Raw genomic sequence first — 17,764 nt, forward strand, 5'->3', positions numbered from 1 at the left:
AACTATGTCAAAAAAAATAATCCTTATTACCGGTGGTGCCGGTTTCATTGGTTCACATGTAGTTCGCCGGTTTGTTACGAAATATCCCGAATATACAATTGTTAATCTTGACGCGCTAACTTATGCCGGAAATCTGGAAAACCTGGAAGACATAGAGAACGCCCCCAATTATAAGTTTGAAAAAGCAGATATTACTGATAGAGATGCTATGAGTAATGTTTTTGATAAGTTTGGGATTACAGACGTGGTTCACCTGGCTGCTGAGTCGCATGTCGACAGATCAATTTTAAGCCCGATGGATTTTGTTTATACCAATGTTATCGGCACGGTAAATTTACTTGAAGTAGCAAAAAATAAGTGGAAGGATAATTACGGTGCGCACCTGTTTTACCACGTATCTACCGATGAGGTTTATGGTGCTTTAGGTAGTGAAGGCTTTTTTACCGAAGAAACCCGCTATGATCCTCATTCACCGTATAGCGCAAGCAAAGCGTCATCCGATCATTTTGTACGTGCATATCATGATACTTATGGCATTAAAGTAGTAGTTTCCAACTGCTCAAACAACTATGGGCCATATCACTTTCCCGAAAAACTAATACCGCTGATGATCAACAACATTATCAATAATAAATCATTGCCTGTTTATGGCGACGGAAAGTACACACGTGACTGGCTGTTTGTTAAAGATCATGCTATTGCTATCGACTTGATATTTCATGAAGGAACAGTAGGAGGTACCTATAACATTGGCGGTTTTAACGAGTGGAAAAACATTGATCTTGTACACTTGCTTTGTGAGCAAATGGATGAAAAGCTTGGACGTGAAGCCGGAACAAGTAAACAACTGATTACTTTTGTAAAAGACCGCCCGGGCCATGATCGGAGGTACGCCATCGATGCCGGAAAAATTAACCGCGAACTTGGCTGGAAACCGTCTGTGACTTTTGAACAGGGACTTTCTGAAACCATTGATTGGTTTTTGGCAAACAAAAAATGGCTGGATAATGTAACAAGTGGAGCATATGCCAGCTATTATGATAATCAGTACGCAAGCAATTAATTCAGTTAAACAGGTATAAGATATTTATGACCATAACACCCACACCACTAGACGGATGTATAATTATTACTCCACGCATTTTTAACGATGACAGGGGGTATTTTTTTGAATCATATAATACACAAACTTTTAATAACGCTGTTGGATATGAGGTGAATTTCGTTCAGGACAATCAATCTTTTTCAACAAGAGGCGTATTCAGAGGGTTGCACCTTCAAAAAGGAGAGCACTCGCAGGCAAAGTTGGTGAGGGTAACCAAAGGTGAGGTGTTAGACGTTGCTGTTGACTTAAGGCAAAAGTCGGCTACCTATGGTCAATATCACGCAGTATTGCTTTCTGAAGAAAACCACCAACAATTTTTTATACCGCGTGGCTTTGCACATGGGTTTATTGTATTGAGCGATGTTGCCATTTTTCAATACAAATGTGATAATTACTATAATAAAGCAGCCGAAGGAGGTTTGCACTTTGCCGATCCTGACCTGAATATAAACTGGGGCATGCCGGCAGCTGAGCTCCTGGTATCAGAAAAGGACCTGCAACTGCCATTTTTAAAAGATGCAGGTGATCTTGGCTTTTAAAGTTTATTTTTGTTTTTGAAAAATACCTGTCAATCTTAATATGGAAAATATTTTAGTATTCGGCGCGTCCGGGCAACTTGGTCAGTGTTTAAAAAAAGTTGCGTTGTTAAAGGGTGTAACCTCCACTTCTTTCCCTCCCGAATCAGAGGCCGATATTCTGAATACTGACTTGCTGGCTAAAGTTTTTGAACAATATAAGCCGGCTTATGTCATCAATTGTGCTGCCTATACAGCGGTTGACAAGGCCGAAGACGAGGTAGAACTCGCCCGTAAAATCAATAAAACCGGAGCTGCTAACCTGGCGGTTCAATGTAAGGCTTATGGTGCTGCGTTGGTGCAGATTTCAACCGATTTTGTTTTTGAGGGTAATAACCCAAACCCGCTCAGTGAGGATGATATTGCTGAACCTATAAGTGTTTACGGGCTTACCAAGCTTGAGGGAGAACAAGATGTAGCAGCTATTTTGCCGCAGCATTTTATTATCCGCACCAGTTGGCTATACTCTGAGTTTGCTAATAACTTTGTGAAAACGATGCTAAAGCTTGGCGCCGACAGGGACGAATTAAAGATCATTGCCGATCAGGTTGGCACACCAACTTATGCCATTGATCTTGCCGGTGCCATACTTGATATTATAATCTCAGGCTCGGAAAATTATGGCATTTATCATTACAGCAATGAAGGGGTAACTTCATGGTATGATTTTGCTAAAGGAATTTTTGATATATCTGGAACACAGGTTAAGGTATACCCTATCCGTACAAGTGAATATCCTACAAAGGCAACAAGGCCCGCATATTCGGTAATGGATAAAGCTAAGATCAGGAATACCTTTGGTTTACAAATACCCTACTGGCGGGACAGCCTTATAGTTTGTATTAACGCATTACAATCGGCACAATAAAAAAATTGACTATGAAAGGAATTATCCTGGCAGGCGGCTCCGGAACCCGTCTTTATCCCATAACAAAGGCGATCAGTAAGCAGTTGATGCCTATTTATGATAAGCCAATGATCTACTACCCTCTGTCGGTATTGATGTTGGCTGGGATCAATGAAATATTGATTATAACAACCCCCGAAGACCAGCCTGGTTTTAAACGCTTGCTGGGCAATGGGAGTGAACTCGGGTGCCGTTTTGAGTTTGCAGTGCAGGAAGTGCCTAACGGACTTGCACAGGCCTTTGTAATAGGCGCCGATTTTATTGGGAGTGATAAAGTAGCCCTGGTGCTTGGGGATAATATCTTTTATGGATCCGGTTTCAGCACCCTTATTCAAAGCTTTAACGATGTAAACGGAGCAGCTATTTTTGCCTATCCGGTAGCTGATCCGGAACGTTATGGTGTGGTGGAGTTTGATAAAGATTTTAAAGCACTTTCTATCGAAGAAAAACCGCTTAAACCAAAGTCCAATTATGCTGTTCCCGGTTTATATTTTTACGATAACCAGGTTGTTGAAATAGCCAAAAATATTCCGCCTTCGCCAAGGGGCGAATATGAAATTACCGATGTAAATAAAGTATACCTTGAAAAACAGCAACTTTTTGTGGGCGTAATGGACAGGGGCACAGCATGGCTTGATACTGGCACATTTGATTCGTTAAGTGACGCCACAGAATTTGTCAGGGTAATTGAAAAAAGACAGGCTACCAAAATCGGCTGTATTGAGGAAATTGCTTACCGGATGGGATATATAACTTATGATGAACTTCAGGCTATTGCCACAAAATATATTAAAAGCGGCTATGGTAAATATATTCAGGGTATTGCGCAACAATAAAAACTGTTAATATTATAAACGTTAATATCGTTGTAAATTAGAAGCCCAATAAATATGATTGAATGGTAAAAATTGCTTTAATTACAGGCATTACCGGGCAGGATGGCGCATACCTGACTGAATTATTACTTTCCAAAAATTATATAGTTCATGGTATTAAGCGGCGTAGCTCCCTATTTAATACCGATAGGATTGATCATCTGTACCAGGATCCTCATGATGTTAATAAAAATTTGATATTGCATTATGGAGATCTTAGTGATAGCACTAACCTGATCCGTATAATTCAGCAGGTGCAGCCCGATGAGATCTATAACCTTGGAGCAATGTCACATGTTAAAGTAAGTTTTGATACACCTGAGTATACAGCTAATGCCGATGGCATTGGCACCCTGCGTTTATTAGAAGCTATACGCATCCTGGGGCTCGAGAAAAAGACTAAAATATATCAGGCCTCAACGTCGGAATTATATGGTTTGGTGCAGGCTGTTCCGCAATCGGAAACTACGCCGTTTTACCCGCGCTCACCTTATGCAGTTGCTAAATTATACGCGTATTGGATCACGGTAAATTATCGCGAAGCTTACGGTATTTATGCCTGCAACGGTATATTATTTAATCACGAAAGCCCTTTACGGGGCGAAACATTTGTTACCCGTAAAATTACCCGTGCAGTTGCTAAGATCGCTATGGGGCTACAGGATAAGTTATATCTTGGTAACCTTGATGCTCAACGCGATTGGGGCCATGCCAAAGATTACGTTGAAGCTATGTATCTTATACTGCAGCAGGAAGTTGCCGAAGATTATGTAATAGCTACTGGTATAACCACACGTGTACGTGAGTTTGTACGTCTTGCTTTTAAAGAGGTAGGTATTGAAGTTGAATTTAAAGGTGAAGGTGCTGATGAAAAAGGGTACGTGGTTAACTGTAATGATCCAGATTTCAACGTTCAGATTGGGAAAGAAATAGTTGCAGTTGATGAAAAGTATTTCCGTCCCACCGAAGTTGATCTCTTGATAGGCGACCCCACCAAATCAAAAACAAAATTAGGTTGGGAACCAAAGTATGACTTGCAGGGATTAGTGAAAGAAATGGTTGCTGCCGATGTCGATCTGTTCAAACGTGAAAAGCTGCTGGAAGATTCGGGTTACAGCATTAGAAAGCAATTTGAGTAATATCGATGGAAAAAGATGCAAAAATATATATAGCCGGCCATCGGGGCATGGTTGGTTCAGCAATTTTTCGCAAGCTGGAAAAAGAGGGATTTACCAACATTATTACCCGTACATCGCCAGCGCTTGATTTGCGCAACCAGCAACAGGTAGCTGATTTTTTTGTGTTGGAGAAACCGGAGTATGTTTTTCTTGCGGCCGCTAAGGTGGGAGGGATTGTGGCCAATAATACATACCGTGCTGAATTTTTGTATGATAACCTGCAAATTCAGAATAATATTATTCACAATGCATATCTGAATGGCGTAAAAAAACTGATGTTTTTGGGGTCAAGCTGTATTTATCCTAAGATGGCTCCGCAGCCGCTGAAGGAAGATTATCTGTTAACAGGTCCGCTTGAAGAAACAAATGAACCCTATGCCATTGCAAAAATAGCCGGTATAAAAATGTGCGATGGATATCGTACCCAGTATGGCTGCAATTATATATCTGTTATGCCAACCAATTTGTATGGCTACAATGATAATTATCATCCTCAGAATTCGCATGTTTTGCCCGCATTGATCCGCCGTTTCCATGAAGCAAAAGTGCAGCGGGCACCTGCTGTTACCATATGGGGTACCGGTGTGCCGATGCGTGAGTTTTTATTTGCCGATGATCTGGCCGAAGCCTGTTATTACCTGATGCAAAACTATAATGAGCCGGGTCTGGTCAATGTAGGTACGGGCGAAGATATCTCTATAAAAGATCTGGCTTTGCTTATCAAGAAAATAATTGGTTATGAGGGGGAAATTAATTTTGATACCTCTAAGCCTGATGGAACGCCTCGTAAATTGATGGATGTTACCAAATTGAACAATGCGGGCTGGAAATACCATACTACATTAGAGCAAGGTATTGCGATTGCTTATAATGACTTTTTAGTCAATGGCCAACAGGTTGCACAAAGATAATTGAGCGGTATTGCGATTTATGTAAAATAAGAGGCCGGATTTTCTAAAATCCGGCCTCTTATTTTATGATTTGAAAAACTGGTTTGCTAACCGTCTCCTCGGTAAAGTTAAGGGCTATAAGAATGTCCCTGCTGCTACCGTTTCATTAGTTGATTCATCAACCAGGATCAATGAACCGGTAATACGGTTTTTGCGATACTCGTCAAACACTACGGGTTGAGTAGTGCGTAAGCGGATCTTCACCATTTCGTTCATCTTAATATCAGTATTTTCTTCCTGCTTTTCAAGCGTATTGATATCCAGTTTATAATAAACTTCTTTAATGATCGACATTACCTCGCGGGTAGTAGTTTTGAGATGATATTTAGCACCTGGGCGTGGGCCGCGGGGTGCCATCCAGCAAATCATGGCGTCAAGGTCCTGGCTCACCTGTGGTTCGCTGTCGTCTTTAACAATCATATCGCCGCGACTTACATCAATATCATCCTCCAGTGTAATGGAAACCGACATTGGTGCAAAAGCTTCCTCGACCGGGCCCGAATAAGTGTCAATAGATTTTATTGCTGATGTTAACCCTGACGGCAATACAGTGATCTTATCGCCAGGCCTGAAAATACCGCCAGCTATCCGGCCGGCATAACCACGGTAATCATGATATTCATCCGCATGCGGACGGATCACTGTTTGCACCGGGAAGCGGGCGTCAGAATGGTTTTCATCGCTTGCAATATGAATAGTTTCCAGTGTATGCAGCAAGCTTTCACCCTTGTACCATGGCATATTTTCCGAGTCGTTAACCACATTGTCACCGGCTAAAGCACTGATCGGTACAAAACGGATATCAGTAACATCAATTTTAGCTGCAAATGCTTCGTATTGCTCAACTACTTTATTAAACGCTTCTTCGCTGTAATCAACCAGGTCCATTTTGTTTACACAAACAATAATGTGAGGGATTTTTAACAGCGATGCGATGAACGAGTGACGGCACGTTTGCTCTACCACGCCTTTGCGTGCATCAATAAGCACCAGGGCAAGGTTGGCGGTCGAAGCGCCAGTAACCATGTTGCGGGTATACTGGATATGGCCGGGAGTGTCGGCAATAATAAATTTGCGTTTAGGCGTGGCAAAATAGCGGTAGGCCACGTCAATGGTAATGCCCTGCTCACGCTCCGAACGTAAACCATCAGTTAATAATGATAGATCAACATGCTGAAGTCCTTTTCGCTCGCTCGATTGTTTTACAGCCTCCATCTGGTCTTCAAAGATGGATTTCGAATCGTATAGTAAGCGCCCTATAAGGGTACTTTTACCATCGTCAACACTACCTGCTGTAGTAAAACGTAATAATTCCATTGTGGTGGTATGTTTTTTGCTCCGGGCTTGGCTGCCTGAAGGCTCATTGAATCAAATTTAAAAATAACCTTGCTTTTTCCTGTCTTCCATTGAAGTATCCGAGCGTTTATCGTCGCTTCGGTTGCCCCGTTCGGTGCTGCGGGTTGCTGATACTTCAGCAACTATCTTCTCCAGGGTATCAGCGTCTGATTCGATACCGCCGGTGATGGTGATATCGCCCAGGGTACGGAAACGCATGAGCTTATTTTCGATAGTTTCACCCTCCCTAAGCTGTAAGAACTCCGAAGCAGGCAGCCAGGTATTATCGCGGTAAACGGCATTACGCTGGTGTGCAAAGTATAATGAAGGTATAGCTATGTTTTCCTGCAGAATGTAGTTCCAGATATCCATTTCGGTCCAGTTGCTGATGGGGAACACACGGAAGTGTTCGCCCATGCGCTTGCGGCCGTTAAAGATATTCCAAAGCTCGGGGCGTTGGTTTTTAGGATCCCACTGGCCAAACTCATCGCGGTGACTGAAGAAACGTTCTTTAGCACGGGCCTTTTCTTCGTCACGGCGTGCGCCGCCGATAGCAGCATCTATCTTATTGCTTTCGATGGTATCAAGCAGGGTTACTATCTGCAACTCGTTGCGGCTGGCGTTGATACCACTTTCCTCAACTGCACGGCCTTTGTTAATTGATTCCTGAACCGAGCCTACAATGAGTTGTACGCCAAGGCTTTCAACCAGCTTATCCCTAAACTCCATAGTTTCAGGAAAGTTATGACCAGTATCAATATGGATTAGGGGCATTGGGATTTTAGCGGGCCAGAATGCCTTTTTTGCCAGGTGTGTTACAACAATAGAGTCTTTCCCGCCCGAAAACAGGATGGCAGGACGATCAAATTGTGCAACCACTTCCCTGATAATGTAAATGGCCTCTGATTCTAATTCCTGCAGATGAGTAAGATAATATTTATGCATGTTACCAATAAAAACACTGCTAACCCCACATAAATAGTAGAGTTTGGCATTTAAACTGCAATTATACGCATTTGTGCTAATTTAAACGCTATCTATTTGGAATTTAGCAATGAAGATTTGGATTAATTTTGTGTGCTTTTCGGCGGGGCAGCTATTTATAATAATACCTTTATGCAGTTGTTTCAATCGTTTTGATCATTTGGTGAATAACATCGGGAGCACCGGCATCAAACCAAACAAAATCTTTATCTTTTCTGAACCAGGTAAGCTGCCTTTTGGCGAAACGCCTGGTATTTTGTTTTATAAGCAGAAGGGCTTCATCAAGGCCGGTCTTGCCATCAAAGTAATCAAACAGCTCAGAATAGCCCACTGTATTTAAAGCATTAAGTTGACGGTAGGGAAGGAGGTTTTTTACTTCTTGAATCAGGCCTTGTTTAGCCATCAGATCGACGCGCAGGTTTATACGTTCATACAATTTTTCGCGGGGCATATCAAGCGCCAGTTTGATAATATTAAAAGGTCTTTTATTTACAGTGGCGTTGCGGTAAGATGAAAACGGTTTACCTGAGGTTTCAAAAACTTCCAACGCCCTGATGATACGCTGAGGATTATTAAGGTCGACCTGGGTATAATAATCCGGATCGACCTGTTGTAGGTGTTTTTGTAATGTTGTAATTCCTTCGTTTTCCAGTTGCCGGTTTAGTTTTTCACGTACTGAAATATCGGCTACGGGCAAGTCATCAAAGCCTTCACAAATAGCTTTAATGTACAAACCTGATCCTCCCGCCAGGATCACCTTATCATGTACTTTAAAAAGTTCATCTAAAAGCGCAAGCCCCTGCTTTTCAAAATCGCCAACAGAAAAACTTTCGGATATGGAGTGCGAATTGATAAAGTAGTGTTTGGCCGCAACCAACTCGCTTTCATCGGGTTTGGCAGTGCCAATACTCATCTCCCTGAAAAATTGTCTCGAATCGGCAGAAACCACCACAGTATTGGAATGCTGCGCCAACTTAATAGCTGCAGCTGTTTTCCCTACTGCAGTGGGGCCGGCAACTACAATGAGGGTTTTATTACCCTGCGTCATGTTCATAAGCCTAAGCTTTACTCATATCAAAAATGTCGGTAACTAAATATACTTCGTCCCGAACTTATTTTTTACATCAGCCACAACCTGCTTGATGTTTTGTTCCTGGTCGCGAGGGCAAATGAGTAGGGAGTTGTTCGATTCTACTACGATATAATCATGCAGCCCCTGCAATATTACCAGTTTTTCGCCCGGCACGTTTACCATGCAGTTTGAAGAGTCATACATGATCACTTTTTCGGCGGGGATAACGGCATTGCCTACATAATCCTTTTCGGCAAGGTCATATATTGATGCCCAGGTACCCAGATCGCTCCACCCAAAATCCGAAGGTAGTACATACACATTATCTGCTTTTTCCATAATGCCGTAATCTATCGAGATATTGACGCATTGCTGGTAAATGTTATGTACATGCGGCTTTTCATTATCCGAGTTATAAACCGGCCTTGCCTCGGCAAAGATCTCATGCATTTCTGGCAGGTACTGATTAAAGGCCTTAACAATGGTTTTGGCCGACCAAACAAAGATGCCGGCGTTCCATAAAAAGTCGCCGCTTTGAATAAAGGTTTTAGCTATTTCAAGAGTGGGTTTTTCGGTAAAGGTTTTTACCTTATGAAACTCATCATTGATAACGTTATCAGTGTATTGGATATATCCGTAACCGGTATCTGGCCTTGATGGTTTAATGCCCAGGGTTATCAGGTAGTCATTTGAAGCGGCGGTCTGCAATGATTTTTCGATAGCGGCAACAAAAGCATCTTCATCCAGGATCTGCTGATCAGAAGGGGCTACAACAATAGCGGCATCGGGGTTAAGGCTTTCAATTTTAAAACAGCCATAGGCAACACAAGGTGCCGTATTACGCATTACCGGTTCGGTAAGGATCTGCTGATCCTCCATATCGGGCAATTGTTGTTTTACCAGTTTGGTGTAGTTTTCGTTAGTAACAACGTAAATATTTTCTTTGGGGCAAACTTTCAGGAAACGTTCGTAGGTGTTTTGTATTAAGGTTTTACCGGTACCGAGTATATCTATAAACTGTTTGGGGTGCGATGTACGGCTTATCGGCCAAAAGCGGCTTCCAATTCCTCCGGCCATAATTATGGCATAGTAATTTTTGTTATTCATTGATAAATGGGGGTAAATTATTATGAGCTGGTTAAAGTAACAAAACAAGTGAGGTGACCTAACATAAAAAACGAGTATATAAATTATATACTCGTTTTTTGTGATTTAATAATCATCGCTACCGCCGCGGCCTGGCTTTTCATCATCATCAAAGCCTTCATCATCGCTAAATTCATTGCCGAATTCATCTTCCTCCTCTTCTTCTTCACCACCGCTGTGTTTTTCTTCCGGCAGATCATCGGTATCTGTAACTTCCGAAAAATCTTCGGCATCCTCCGGGTTAAAGGCCATTTCGTTCAAAAAGTCGAAATCTTCGGTAACAGGCGGTAAAACGGTAGCATTAAATGAGTTGCCAAATTGTTTTGGGGCCTCGCCAACTGATTTTACAACGGCAGGGTAGGTAGTACCTGGTGTTTCATCTAAAATGATCTTCATCAGTTCAACATGAAAATCAAACGGACGATCGAAATTAAATGTATAGTAAAATTTTTGGTGCGGATCATCAATAAAACTCAACAGCTTTACTTTATTCATTAATGATACACCACGGTCAATACGCCTTTGGTTAGGCAGGTAAGTTATTTCTTCACCCTTGGTCCATTGGTCATTGCTAATATAAAATGATGAAGAAAATTCCGGATTATACCCGGTTGACTGATGAATTGCGCGGTGAAGGTCTTCGAAAGTTTGATTTGATTTTACATCAATTTCTCTCATAACGTCATCGTAGTCTTCAAAAGTAACCCTGAACCTGTATACTGCCATTGCTTATTGTAGATTTTGGACAAAAATAATAATGTTTTAATTTAATTTGGGGTAGTCACAACTTTTAAGCCAATTTCAAGGCCTTTGCTTATTGTAAAGCTTAATGCGGCCTCACGACTGTTGGGAATTTCGCCTTCCAAGATGGCTTCGCGGATCTGATTTTTGATTATTCCTACTTCCCGGCCTTCTTTTATCCCAAACATGGTCATGATATCGTTACCGGTAACCGGCGGTTGCCAGTTACGGATACTATCGCGCTCTTCAACATCTTTTAATTTTTGTTGAACAAGCTCAAAATTGTTACGATATTTTTTAACCTTATATTCATTTTTGGTGGTGATGTCTGCTTTACACAACAACATGAGTGCCTCAATGTCATCTCCTGCCTCAAAAAGCAAACGCCGCACTGCCGAATCGGTAACTATGGATTGTGAAAGTACGATGGGCCTTAAATGCAGCTGCACCAACTTTTGAACCTGCTTCATTTTTTCATTCAGCGGCAGCTTAAGCTGCGCAAAGATCTTGGGCACCATGCGTGCGCCGCGGTCTTCATGGCCATGAAAGGTCCAGCCGTGGCCGGGCTCAAAACGTTTGGTGGCTGGTTTGGCTATGTCATGCAGTATAGCAGCCCAGCGTAACCACAGGTCGTCAGTAGTTTCGCAGATGTTGTCAAGTACCTGTAGTGTATGGTAAAAGTTATCCTTATGGCCTTTGCCATCTACATAGTCAACCCCGTAAAGGGCTACCATTTGCGGGAAGATTTTATGCAACAGCCCGGTATCAAACAGGTAATTAAAACCTATTGATGGTACCGGCGACAAGATGATCTTGTTCAGTTCATCGGTAATCCGCTCCTGCGATATGATACTGATCCTGTCGGCCGTGGTTTTAATGGCTTCAACAGCGATATCATCAATCCTGAAATTGAGCTGAGTGGCAAACCTGATGGCCCGCATCATACGCAGCGGATCATCAGAAAATGTTTCGTTAGGGTTAAGCGGCGTACGGATCAGCTTATTTTCCAGGTCGGCAATGCCGTTAAAGGGATCAAGTAACTCGCCAAATGAATCGGGGTGCAGTGAAATGGCCAGCGCGTTGATGGTAAAATCGCGGCGTTTCTGATCATCTTCCAAAGTGCCATTCTCCACAATTGGCTTGCGCGAGTCGCGGCGATACGATTCTTTGCGGGCGCCAACAAACTCTATCTCCAGATCGCGGTATTTGAGCGAGGCTGTACCGAAGTTTTTATAAACCGCCAGTTTAACTTTAAGTGTATTGGCAACAATTTCGGCAAAAGCTATCCCGTTGCCAATAATTACGATGTCAATATCCTTCGACGGGCGGTTCAGGAAAATATCACGCACAAAACCACCTATAGCAAAGGCCTGTACATTTTGTTCGCCCGCTAAACGGGATATAACAGAAAATACGGGATGCCTGAGGTGTTGTTGCATAGTTTGATGCTTAAAAATGCTGATAAGGGTACAAAGGTAAGATTAATTGGTAAAATGCCCCGGTAAAGTCAAAAGTCTTAAGTGGGAAGTCTTAAGTGGAAAGTCCTAAGTATCTTTCCGCTTAATAAACAAAATTTTCAGACTTCAGACTTCAGACTTTGGACCTCATACTTCCGACTTTCTGCACGATGGGGGGTTAACAGGGTTAATATAATTTAAATTATTTTGATTTAAATAATTGATAGTCAATATATTGAATATATAGAGGGGTTACGCCAAAGATTTTCCAAAAATGTTTCTGTCAAAAGATATTTTCAAAAATGCCTTTTTAACTAATCACTAATCTCCAACCTCTAATCTCTCGTTAACGACGCAAAAACTCAAACCTGCCATCAGGGGCCAACCTCATGATGGTTGACGGTGTTTTGATCTCTTTGCTATGCTGCTCTAAATCAACTACATAATCAACGCCATCAATAATTTCCTGATCTATTTGCGAAAAATACTGTGGCGAAGGTTTCCCGCTGATGTTAGCTGATGTTGAAACCAATGGTTTGCGTAAACGCTGAATCAACTGCTGGCAAAAAGGGGTGTCTTTTACAACCCTGATCCCCACACTGCCATCGGCGGCAATTAATGCCGGAGAAATGTTTTTAGCACCCGGCATTACCAGTGTTAAAGGGTTTTCAGCATATTCAATCAGTTCAAAGGCCAGCGGGTTTACTTCACTGATATAGCTTTCCAGCTTGTTTTCAGTATCCAGCAAAATGATCATGCTTTTGGCCTCATCGCGCTGTTTCAGGCGGTAGATCTTTTGAATGGCTTCGGTGTTGGTGGCGTCACAGCCGATGCCCCAAATGGTATCGGTAGGATAAAGGATGATGCCACCCTCTTGTACAATTTTAAAAGCCTTGGCTACTTCGTCTCTAAGCATGGTTCAAAATGTTTTGGTAAAGCTGCATTAATTGCCGGCTTAATTTATCATCGGTAAAATTGGCTGCGTAAGCGCGGCCTTTGGTGATCATGGTTTGCCTTAAGCCCTCATCATTAAGTACCCGGTTTAGTTTTTCGGCAAGACCGGTATCATCATCAGGGTTCACATAAAGGCTGCCCGGCCCGCCTGCTTCTTCAAGGCAGGAGCCTGTTGCTGCTATAACCGGCGTGCCGGAGTTTAAAGCTTCTAACACGGGTATACCAAATCCTTCGTACCGTGACGGGTAAACAAATACCGACGCCAGCTGGTAAACAGCCGGTAACTCTGCAAATGTAACGTCTTTTAAAAATATTACCCGGTGGTTTAAGTTATTAGCCGTTATATACGTTTTAACCAATTCTGTGTATTGGGTTTCTTTGCCAATTACCACCAGTTTTATGTCATCGATATTTTTTAACGCCTTAACGGTTAACAGCAGGTTTTTACGTTCTTCAATAGTGCCAACACTTAAAATAAAACGGTTTGGCAGGTTATATTTTTCTTTTACTGCCGATTTCTGCGCGGCGGTTTGTTCAATTGCAAACGAAGGGTCACATCCCTGGTAAATGACTCCGATTTTTTCTGGATCAATGCCAAGCAGTTCAACAAGGTCATCTTTTGTTTTCTGACTTATGGCGATGATTTTGTCGGCAACGCGGCAGGCATGTTTAACCTTTGCCAGGTAAATGCGGTAATTAATTGCACCAAACTGTTTCGGGTACCGCATAAAAATAACGTCGTGCACCGTAACAACCGACTTGATGCCGCTTGCCTGAATACCTGAAGGCAACTCATGGCTTAAACCATGATATAGTTCAATGCCGTCGCGTTTAAGATCTTTAATAATTCCCTTGCTGCGCCACCATGAGGTAAACCATTTACTTTTAGGAATTGCGGTGCGGATGTTAGGATAATCGCCAATAAAATTAAGCCGGGGATTGGCTTTTGCCTTTGGCGTATATAAATATAAAGTATTGATCGGATTGAGCGATGCTACGCCTTTAATTAACCAGCGGCTGTAATTGCCTAAGCCCGTGTTATTATAAAAAGCCCGTTTAGCATCGTATCCTATCTTCATGTTAAGTCTTAAGTCGGAAGTTTTAAGTTCTAAGTCGCTTATTAATATTTAAAGCCATAAATGAAGGCGGATTAAATACCCAACAATCACTTATGACTTTAAACTTACGACTTCAGACTATATTATACCGCTACGTTGTTTTCACGCAGGGCATCATTCAATGACGTTTTTTTATCGGTTGATTCCTTACGGGTACCGATAATCAGGGCGCAAGGCACCTGGTATTCGCCGGCTGCAAATTTTTTGGTATATGAACCTGGAATTACTACCGAACGGGCAGGTACACGGCCTTTATATTCAATTGGAGTACTGTGGGTAACATCAATAATTTTGGTTGATGCGGTTAATACCACGTTTGCGCCTAATACGGCTTCGTGTTCAACATGTACACCTTCAACAACAATGGCACGTGAGCCAATAAAGCAGTTATCTTCAATAATAACCGGGGCAGCCTGCAACGGCTCCAATACACCACCAATACCAACACCACCGCTTAAGTGTACATGTTTGCCAATCTGCGCACATGAGCCTACAGTAGCCCAGGTATCAACCATGGTGCCTTCATCTACATAAGCGCCAATGTTTACGTACGATGGCATCATGATAACACCTTTGGCCAGGTGGGCACCGTAGCGGGCAATACCATGAGGTACCACGCGAACGCCGGTTTGCTTGTAATCCGTTTTGAGTTTCATTTTGTCATGAAAAACAAAAGGGCCGGTTTTAATTTCTTCCATCTGCCTGGTCGGGAAATACAAAACAACCGCCTTTTTAATCCACTCATTTACATGCCAGCGTGTGCCAATGGGTTCGGCCACACGGATCTCGCCTTTGTCCAAACGGTCAATAACGGTTTCAATGGCGTTGGTGTATTCATTATAGTTCAGCAGGTTCCTGTCTTCCCAGGCCTCTTCAATCAGTTTTTTAAGATCTTGCATTGGTGAAATTAAACTTTTGGCAAATTAAAGGATTTTTTACTTTTATGCTGTTTTGATGCCTTCATGGCCATAAAGGGACAAAACAGGGACAAAATTGATTACCTTATATTAATGTTTTTTGAGTTATGAATTTATTTACTTGCACACTTCCGAAGAAGATTAGCAGGGACAAAGATAATAAAAAGTGGTTTGTTCGCTACTCCATTACTTATAATGGCGAAAAAACAGAATACCCTAAAGAGTATAGTGAAAATTCACCCCGGAATTTCAATAAGTCTCCAATTCGATTGCTTTGGTAGAATCCCAACCTTTCTTTTTAAAAAGTCTTTTGCTTAAAAGTAGTCCTAAAGACAAACCTAAAACTACTCCTGATACGCTGAACGGCAAAACGAAATTGACAGGGTTTTTCAATATAGCAAATTGGTAAAAGATTGCTACACCAACAAGCAAATAAGAAATGATGGTCGATATTGAAACCCCGATTTTTTTAGGCCGGGGAACGAAATAAGCAGTAAGTACTATCAGAACAAAACACAGAATGAAGAACACAAGGAAATGATACATTGCATCAGTAACAATGTTTTTAGCCATAAAATCATTTAAAGGGTTGGCGTATGCTAATGCAGATATCAGGCCAGTAAAAATTAAAAAGGCAAATAAAACTCCTAAAATCGTTTTAAAGATATTCATCCTGTAGGTTCGGTTATCAAAGATAAAAATACTTCGGTCTAATATTTATTAATGTGAAATTGATAAAGAAGGCTTGGGATTCATTAAGAATGAAGAAGGTGTAGTTTTACATGCTTACAAAGATATTGTAGGTGTTTGGACTATCTGTATAGGCTGTACTTATTATCCGAACAGTAAACCAGTAAAAGAAGGTGATATCATCACTCAAATCCAATGTGATGACCTTTTTTTGAATGTTTACGTATAATATTTTGACTTACAGAGCCTTGTTTTACACACATTTATACAATATCCGGACAATCGATGGGTAGCTATATAAAAAACATTAAGTAAGCCTTAATTTTATGTAAACGGAAACCAACGTTTAAACTAATTAGGTGTCAAAGCCTTCCGGACAGCGAGTGTCGGGGAGGCTTATTTTTTGTGATCGTTTTTTGGATAATAATTTATAAAAAAAATAAACAATAGCATTTTATTCAGCGTATAAATATTTTCTTATATCAATCTCTTAAATTACAGGAGGTTGATATGGCTATTTTTACTTTTTAATTGATTATAAACCCTGATTATCCCCTAAAGTATGACCCCATTTGTCCTAATTGCCATTATTTTACTTGGCCTGGCATTGCTGCTTATTTTTGGCGTTTTGTTTTTTAGCTTTCTCAAATACATCCAAAGGCGCTATTATCCACACTGGAAATTCCCTGATTATATCAGCGTTGGTTATGCCGAATATCTTTATCGGAAATTTGTGAAAAGGGATTTGCCAAAATAAGTTTTGCGCAGCTGATTTGTCGCATATTTAAAAATGCGTTAATTAGCACTATGGCAGTAAATCGAAACTTTTATAAAGATGTACTTTTCGGTGTCGCTATCGGTGATTCACTTGGTGTTCCTGTTGAATTCAGGTCGAGAGAAAACATCGCTCAAAAGCCGGTGACTGACATGATAGGTTTTGGCACTTATGATCAGTTGCCCGGCACATGGTCTGACGATAGCTCGTTGACTTTTTGCCTTGCTGATGTTTTGGCAGATGGTTACGATCTGCAAAAAATTGCGAATAGTTTTGTTAACTGGCTATACGACGCGCAATGGACAGCACGGGGAGAGGTATTTGATGTTGGCATTGCTACCCGGGCTGCAATTGAAAGGGTTTTACGCAAAGCGAGGCCGGATTTAGCCGGTGAATTCGATGAATCATCAAACGGTAATGGTTCATTGATGCGGATCCTGCCTTTGTTATTTTATATTAAAGATAAGTCGGTAAAGGAACGTTTTGCGATTGTAAAAGAAGTATCATCTATAACTCATGGGCATGTACGTTCGGTAATAGCCTGTTTCTACTACCTTGAATTTGCCCGGAAATTGCTTACTAATGCCAACGCATTAGCTGCTTATCATGAAGCAAATACTGAGGTAAGAACATTTTTAGCTGGCACAACCATCAATCCAGATGAGTTAGCCTTGTTTAACAGGTTGCTGAATAATGATATTCACGAACATCCTGTAAATGAAATCCAAAGTAGCGGTTACGTGCTGCATACACTTGAAGCGGCAATTTGGTGTTTGTTAACCACAACAAGCTATAGCGAAGCCGTGTTAAAAGCAGTAAATTTGGGGCTCGATACCGATACAACCGGCGCAGTTACCGGCGGGTTGGCCGGTTTGCTTTATGGCATTGAAAGTATTCCCGAACACTGGATACTTATGATTGCACGTAAAAATGATATTGATGAATTGGCCCAACGCCTGGCCGATAAATATAAAAGGAAATGATA

Annotated in this window: 18 protein-coding genes and 1 pseudogene; 9 read left to right on the plus strand and 10 right to left on the minus strand. The window is 41.6% G+C overall.

Going from position 1 to position 17,764, the window contains the following annotated elements:
* The first annotated feature begins 4 nt into the window (after nucleotides 1-4).
* From rfbB to fcl, 6 genes are all read left to right on the plus strand, one after another.
* Nucleotides 5-1,063 (plus strand): dTDP-glucose 4,6-dehydratase, encoded by a 1,059-nt coding sequence (gene rfbB / locus ACP26M_RS00445; protein WP_426585171.1) that lies wholly within the window; start codon nucleotides 5-7, stop codon nucleotides 1,061-1,063.
* Nucleotides 1,064-1,089: 26 nt separating this feature from the next.
* The gene (rfbC, locus tag ACP26M_RS00450) at nucleotides 1,090-1,644 is read left to right on the plus strand and encodes a dTDP-4-dehydrorhamnose 3,5-epimerase (protein ID WP_426585173.1); all 555 of its coding nucleotides are present in this window, start codon (nucleotides 1,090-1,092) and stop codon (nucleotides 1,642-1,644) included.
* Nucleotides 1,645-1,684: 40 nt separating this feature from the next.
* Nucleotides 1,685-2,548, plus strand: a complete 864-nt coding sequence (gene rfbD / locus ACP26M_RS00455) for a dTDP-4-dehydrorhamnose reductase (protein ID WP_426585175.1) — start codon at nucleotides 1,685-1,687, stop codon at nucleotides 2,546-2,548.
* Nucleotides 2,549-2,559: 11 nt separating this feature from the next.
* Nucleotides 2,560-3,423, plus strand: coding sequence for a glucose-1-phosphate thymidylyltransferase RfbA (rfbA, locus tag ACP26M_RS00460; RefSeq protein WP_426585177.1), 864 nt, complete (start codon nucleotides 2,560-2,562; stop codon nucleotides 3,421-3,423).
* A gap of 62 nt (nucleotides 3,424-3,485) precedes the next feature.
* Nucleotides 3,486-4,601 (plus strand): GDP-mannose 4,6-dehydratase, encoded by a 1,116-nt coding sequence (gene gmd / locus ACP26M_RS00465; RefSeq protein WP_426585179.1) that lies wholly within the window; start codon nucleotides 3,486-3,488, stop codon nucleotides 4,599-4,601.
* Between the two features lie 5 nt (nucleotides 4,602-4,606).
* Nucleotides 4,607-5,551 (plus strand): GDP-L-fucose synthase, encoded by a 945-nt coding sequence (gene fcl, locus ACP26M_RS00470; RefSeq protein ID WP_426585181.1) that lies wholly within the window; start codon nucleotides 4,607-4,609, stop codon nucleotides 5,549-5,551.
* Nucleotides 5,552-5,665: 114 nt separating this feature from the next.
* Here the strand turns inward: fcl and cysN are convergent.
* From cysN to ACP26M_RS00520, 10 genes and pseudogenes are all read right to left on the minus strand, one after another.
* Nucleotides 5,666-6,913, minus strand: a pseudogene (gene cysN, locus ACP26M_RS00475) (sulfate adenylyltransferase subunit CysN); the annotation flags it as partial.
* Between the two features lie 51 nt (nucleotides 6,914-6,964).
* Nucleotides 6,965-7,870, minus strand: coding sequence for a sulfate adenylyltransferase subunit CysD (gene cysD / locus ACP26M_RS00480; RefSeq protein WP_426585183.1), 906 nt, complete (start codon nucleotides 7,868-7,870; stop codon nucleotides 6,965-6,967).
* A gap of 169 nt (nucleotides 7,871-8,039) precedes the next feature.
* A complete protein-coding gene (gene miaA, locus ACP26M_RS00485; protein WP_426585185.1) occupies nucleotides 8,040-8,963 on the minus strand; it encodes a tRNA (adenosine(37)-N6)-dimethylallyltransferase MiaA in 924 nt (307 codons plus the stop codon).
* 36 nt (nucleotides 8,964-8,999) lie between these two features.
* Nucleotides 9,000-10,088: a mannose-1-phosphate guanylyltransferase gene (locus tag ACP26M_RS00490; protein ID WP_426585187.1), complete on the minus strand. Its 1,089-nt coding sequence runs from the start codon at nucleotides 10,086-10,088 to the stop codon at nucleotides 9,000-9,002.
* A 105-nt stretch (nucleotides 10,089-10,193) separates the two neighbouring features.
* Complete coding sequence (locus ACP26M_RS00495; protein ID WP_426585189.1) at nucleotides 10,194-10,853, minus strand: IS1096 element passenger TnpR family protein; 660 nt, start codon at nucleotides 10,851-10,853, stop codon at nucleotides 10,194-10,196.
* 41 nt (nucleotides 10,854-10,894) lie between these two features.
* On the minus strand, nucleotides 10,895-12,307 hold the full coding sequence (locus tag ACP26M_RS00500; RefSeq protein ID WP_426585191.1) for a CCA tRNA nucleotidyltransferase: 1,413 nt from the start codon (nucleotides 12,305-12,307) through the stop codon (nucleotides 10,895-10,897).
* Nucleotides 12,308-12,671: 364 nt separating this feature from the next.
* The gene (locus ACP26M_RS00505) at nucleotides 12,672-13,241 is read right to left on the minus strand and encodes an L-threonylcarbamoyladenylate synthase (RefSeq protein ID WP_091166671.1); all 570 of its coding nucleotides are present in this window, start codon (nucleotides 13,239-13,241) and stop codon (nucleotides 12,672-12,674) included.
* Nucleotides 13,234-14,358 carry a glycosyltransferase family 4 protein gene (locus ACP26M_RS00510; RefSeq protein WP_426585194.1) on the minus strand — a complete coding sequence of 375 codons (1,125 nt, stop codon included), beginning with the start codon at nucleotides 14,356-14,358 and terminating at the stop codon, nucleotides 13,234-13,236. Before ACP26M_RS00510 ends, ACP26M_RS00505 begins: the two co-directional genes overlap by 8 nt.
* 122 nt (nucleotides 14,359-14,480) lie before the next feature.
* Nucleotides 14,481-15,296, minus strand: a complete 816-nt coding sequence (locus tag ACP26M_RS00515; RefSeq protein ID WP_426585195.1) for a 2,3,4,5-tetrahydropyridine-2,6-dicarboxylate N-succinyltransferase — start codon at nucleotides 15,294-15,296, stop codon at nucleotides 14,481-14,483.
* A 267-nt stretch (nucleotides 15,297-15,563) separates the two neighbouring features.
* Nucleotides 15,564-15,986, minus strand: a complete 423-nt coding sequence (locus tag ACP26M_RS00520) for a hypothetical protein (protein ID WP_090528543.1) — start codon at nucleotides 15,984-15,986, stop codon at nucleotides 15,564-15,566.
* 73 nt (nucleotides 15,987-16,059) lie between these two features.
* On the opposite strand from ACP26M_RS00520, the gene ACP26M_RS00525 reads away from it, so the two are divergent.
* From ACP26M_RS00525 to ACP26M_RS00535, 3 genes are all read left to right on the plus strand, one after another.
* Nucleotides 16,060-16,233: a lysozyme gene (locus ACP26M_RS00525; protein WP_426585197.1), complete on the plus strand. Its 174-nt coding sequence runs from the start codon at nucleotides 16,060-16,062 to the stop codon at nucleotides 16,231-16,233.
* A gap of 333 nt (nucleotides 16,234-16,566) precedes the next feature.
* Entirely contained in the window at nucleotides 16,567-16,761 is a 195-nt protein-coding gene (locus tag ACP26M_RS00530; RefSeq protein ID WP_426585199.1) for a hypothetical protein, read from the plus strand.
* A gap of 50 nt (nucleotides 16,762-16,811) precedes the next feature.
* On the plus strand, nucleotides 16,812-17,762 hold the full coding sequence (locus ACP26M_RS00535) for an ADP-ribosylglycohydrolase family protein (RefSeq protein ID WP_426585201.1): 951 nt from the start codon (nucleotides 16,812-16,814) through the stop codon (nucleotides 17,760-17,762).
* Nucleotides 17,763-17,764: the final 2 nt, after the last annotated feature.

It is taken from the genome of Mucilaginibacter sp. R-33 (assembly GCF_049949235.1).
Classification (GTDB): Bacteria; Bacteroidota; Bacteroidia; order Sphingobacteriales; family Sphingobacteriaceae; genus Mucilaginibacter.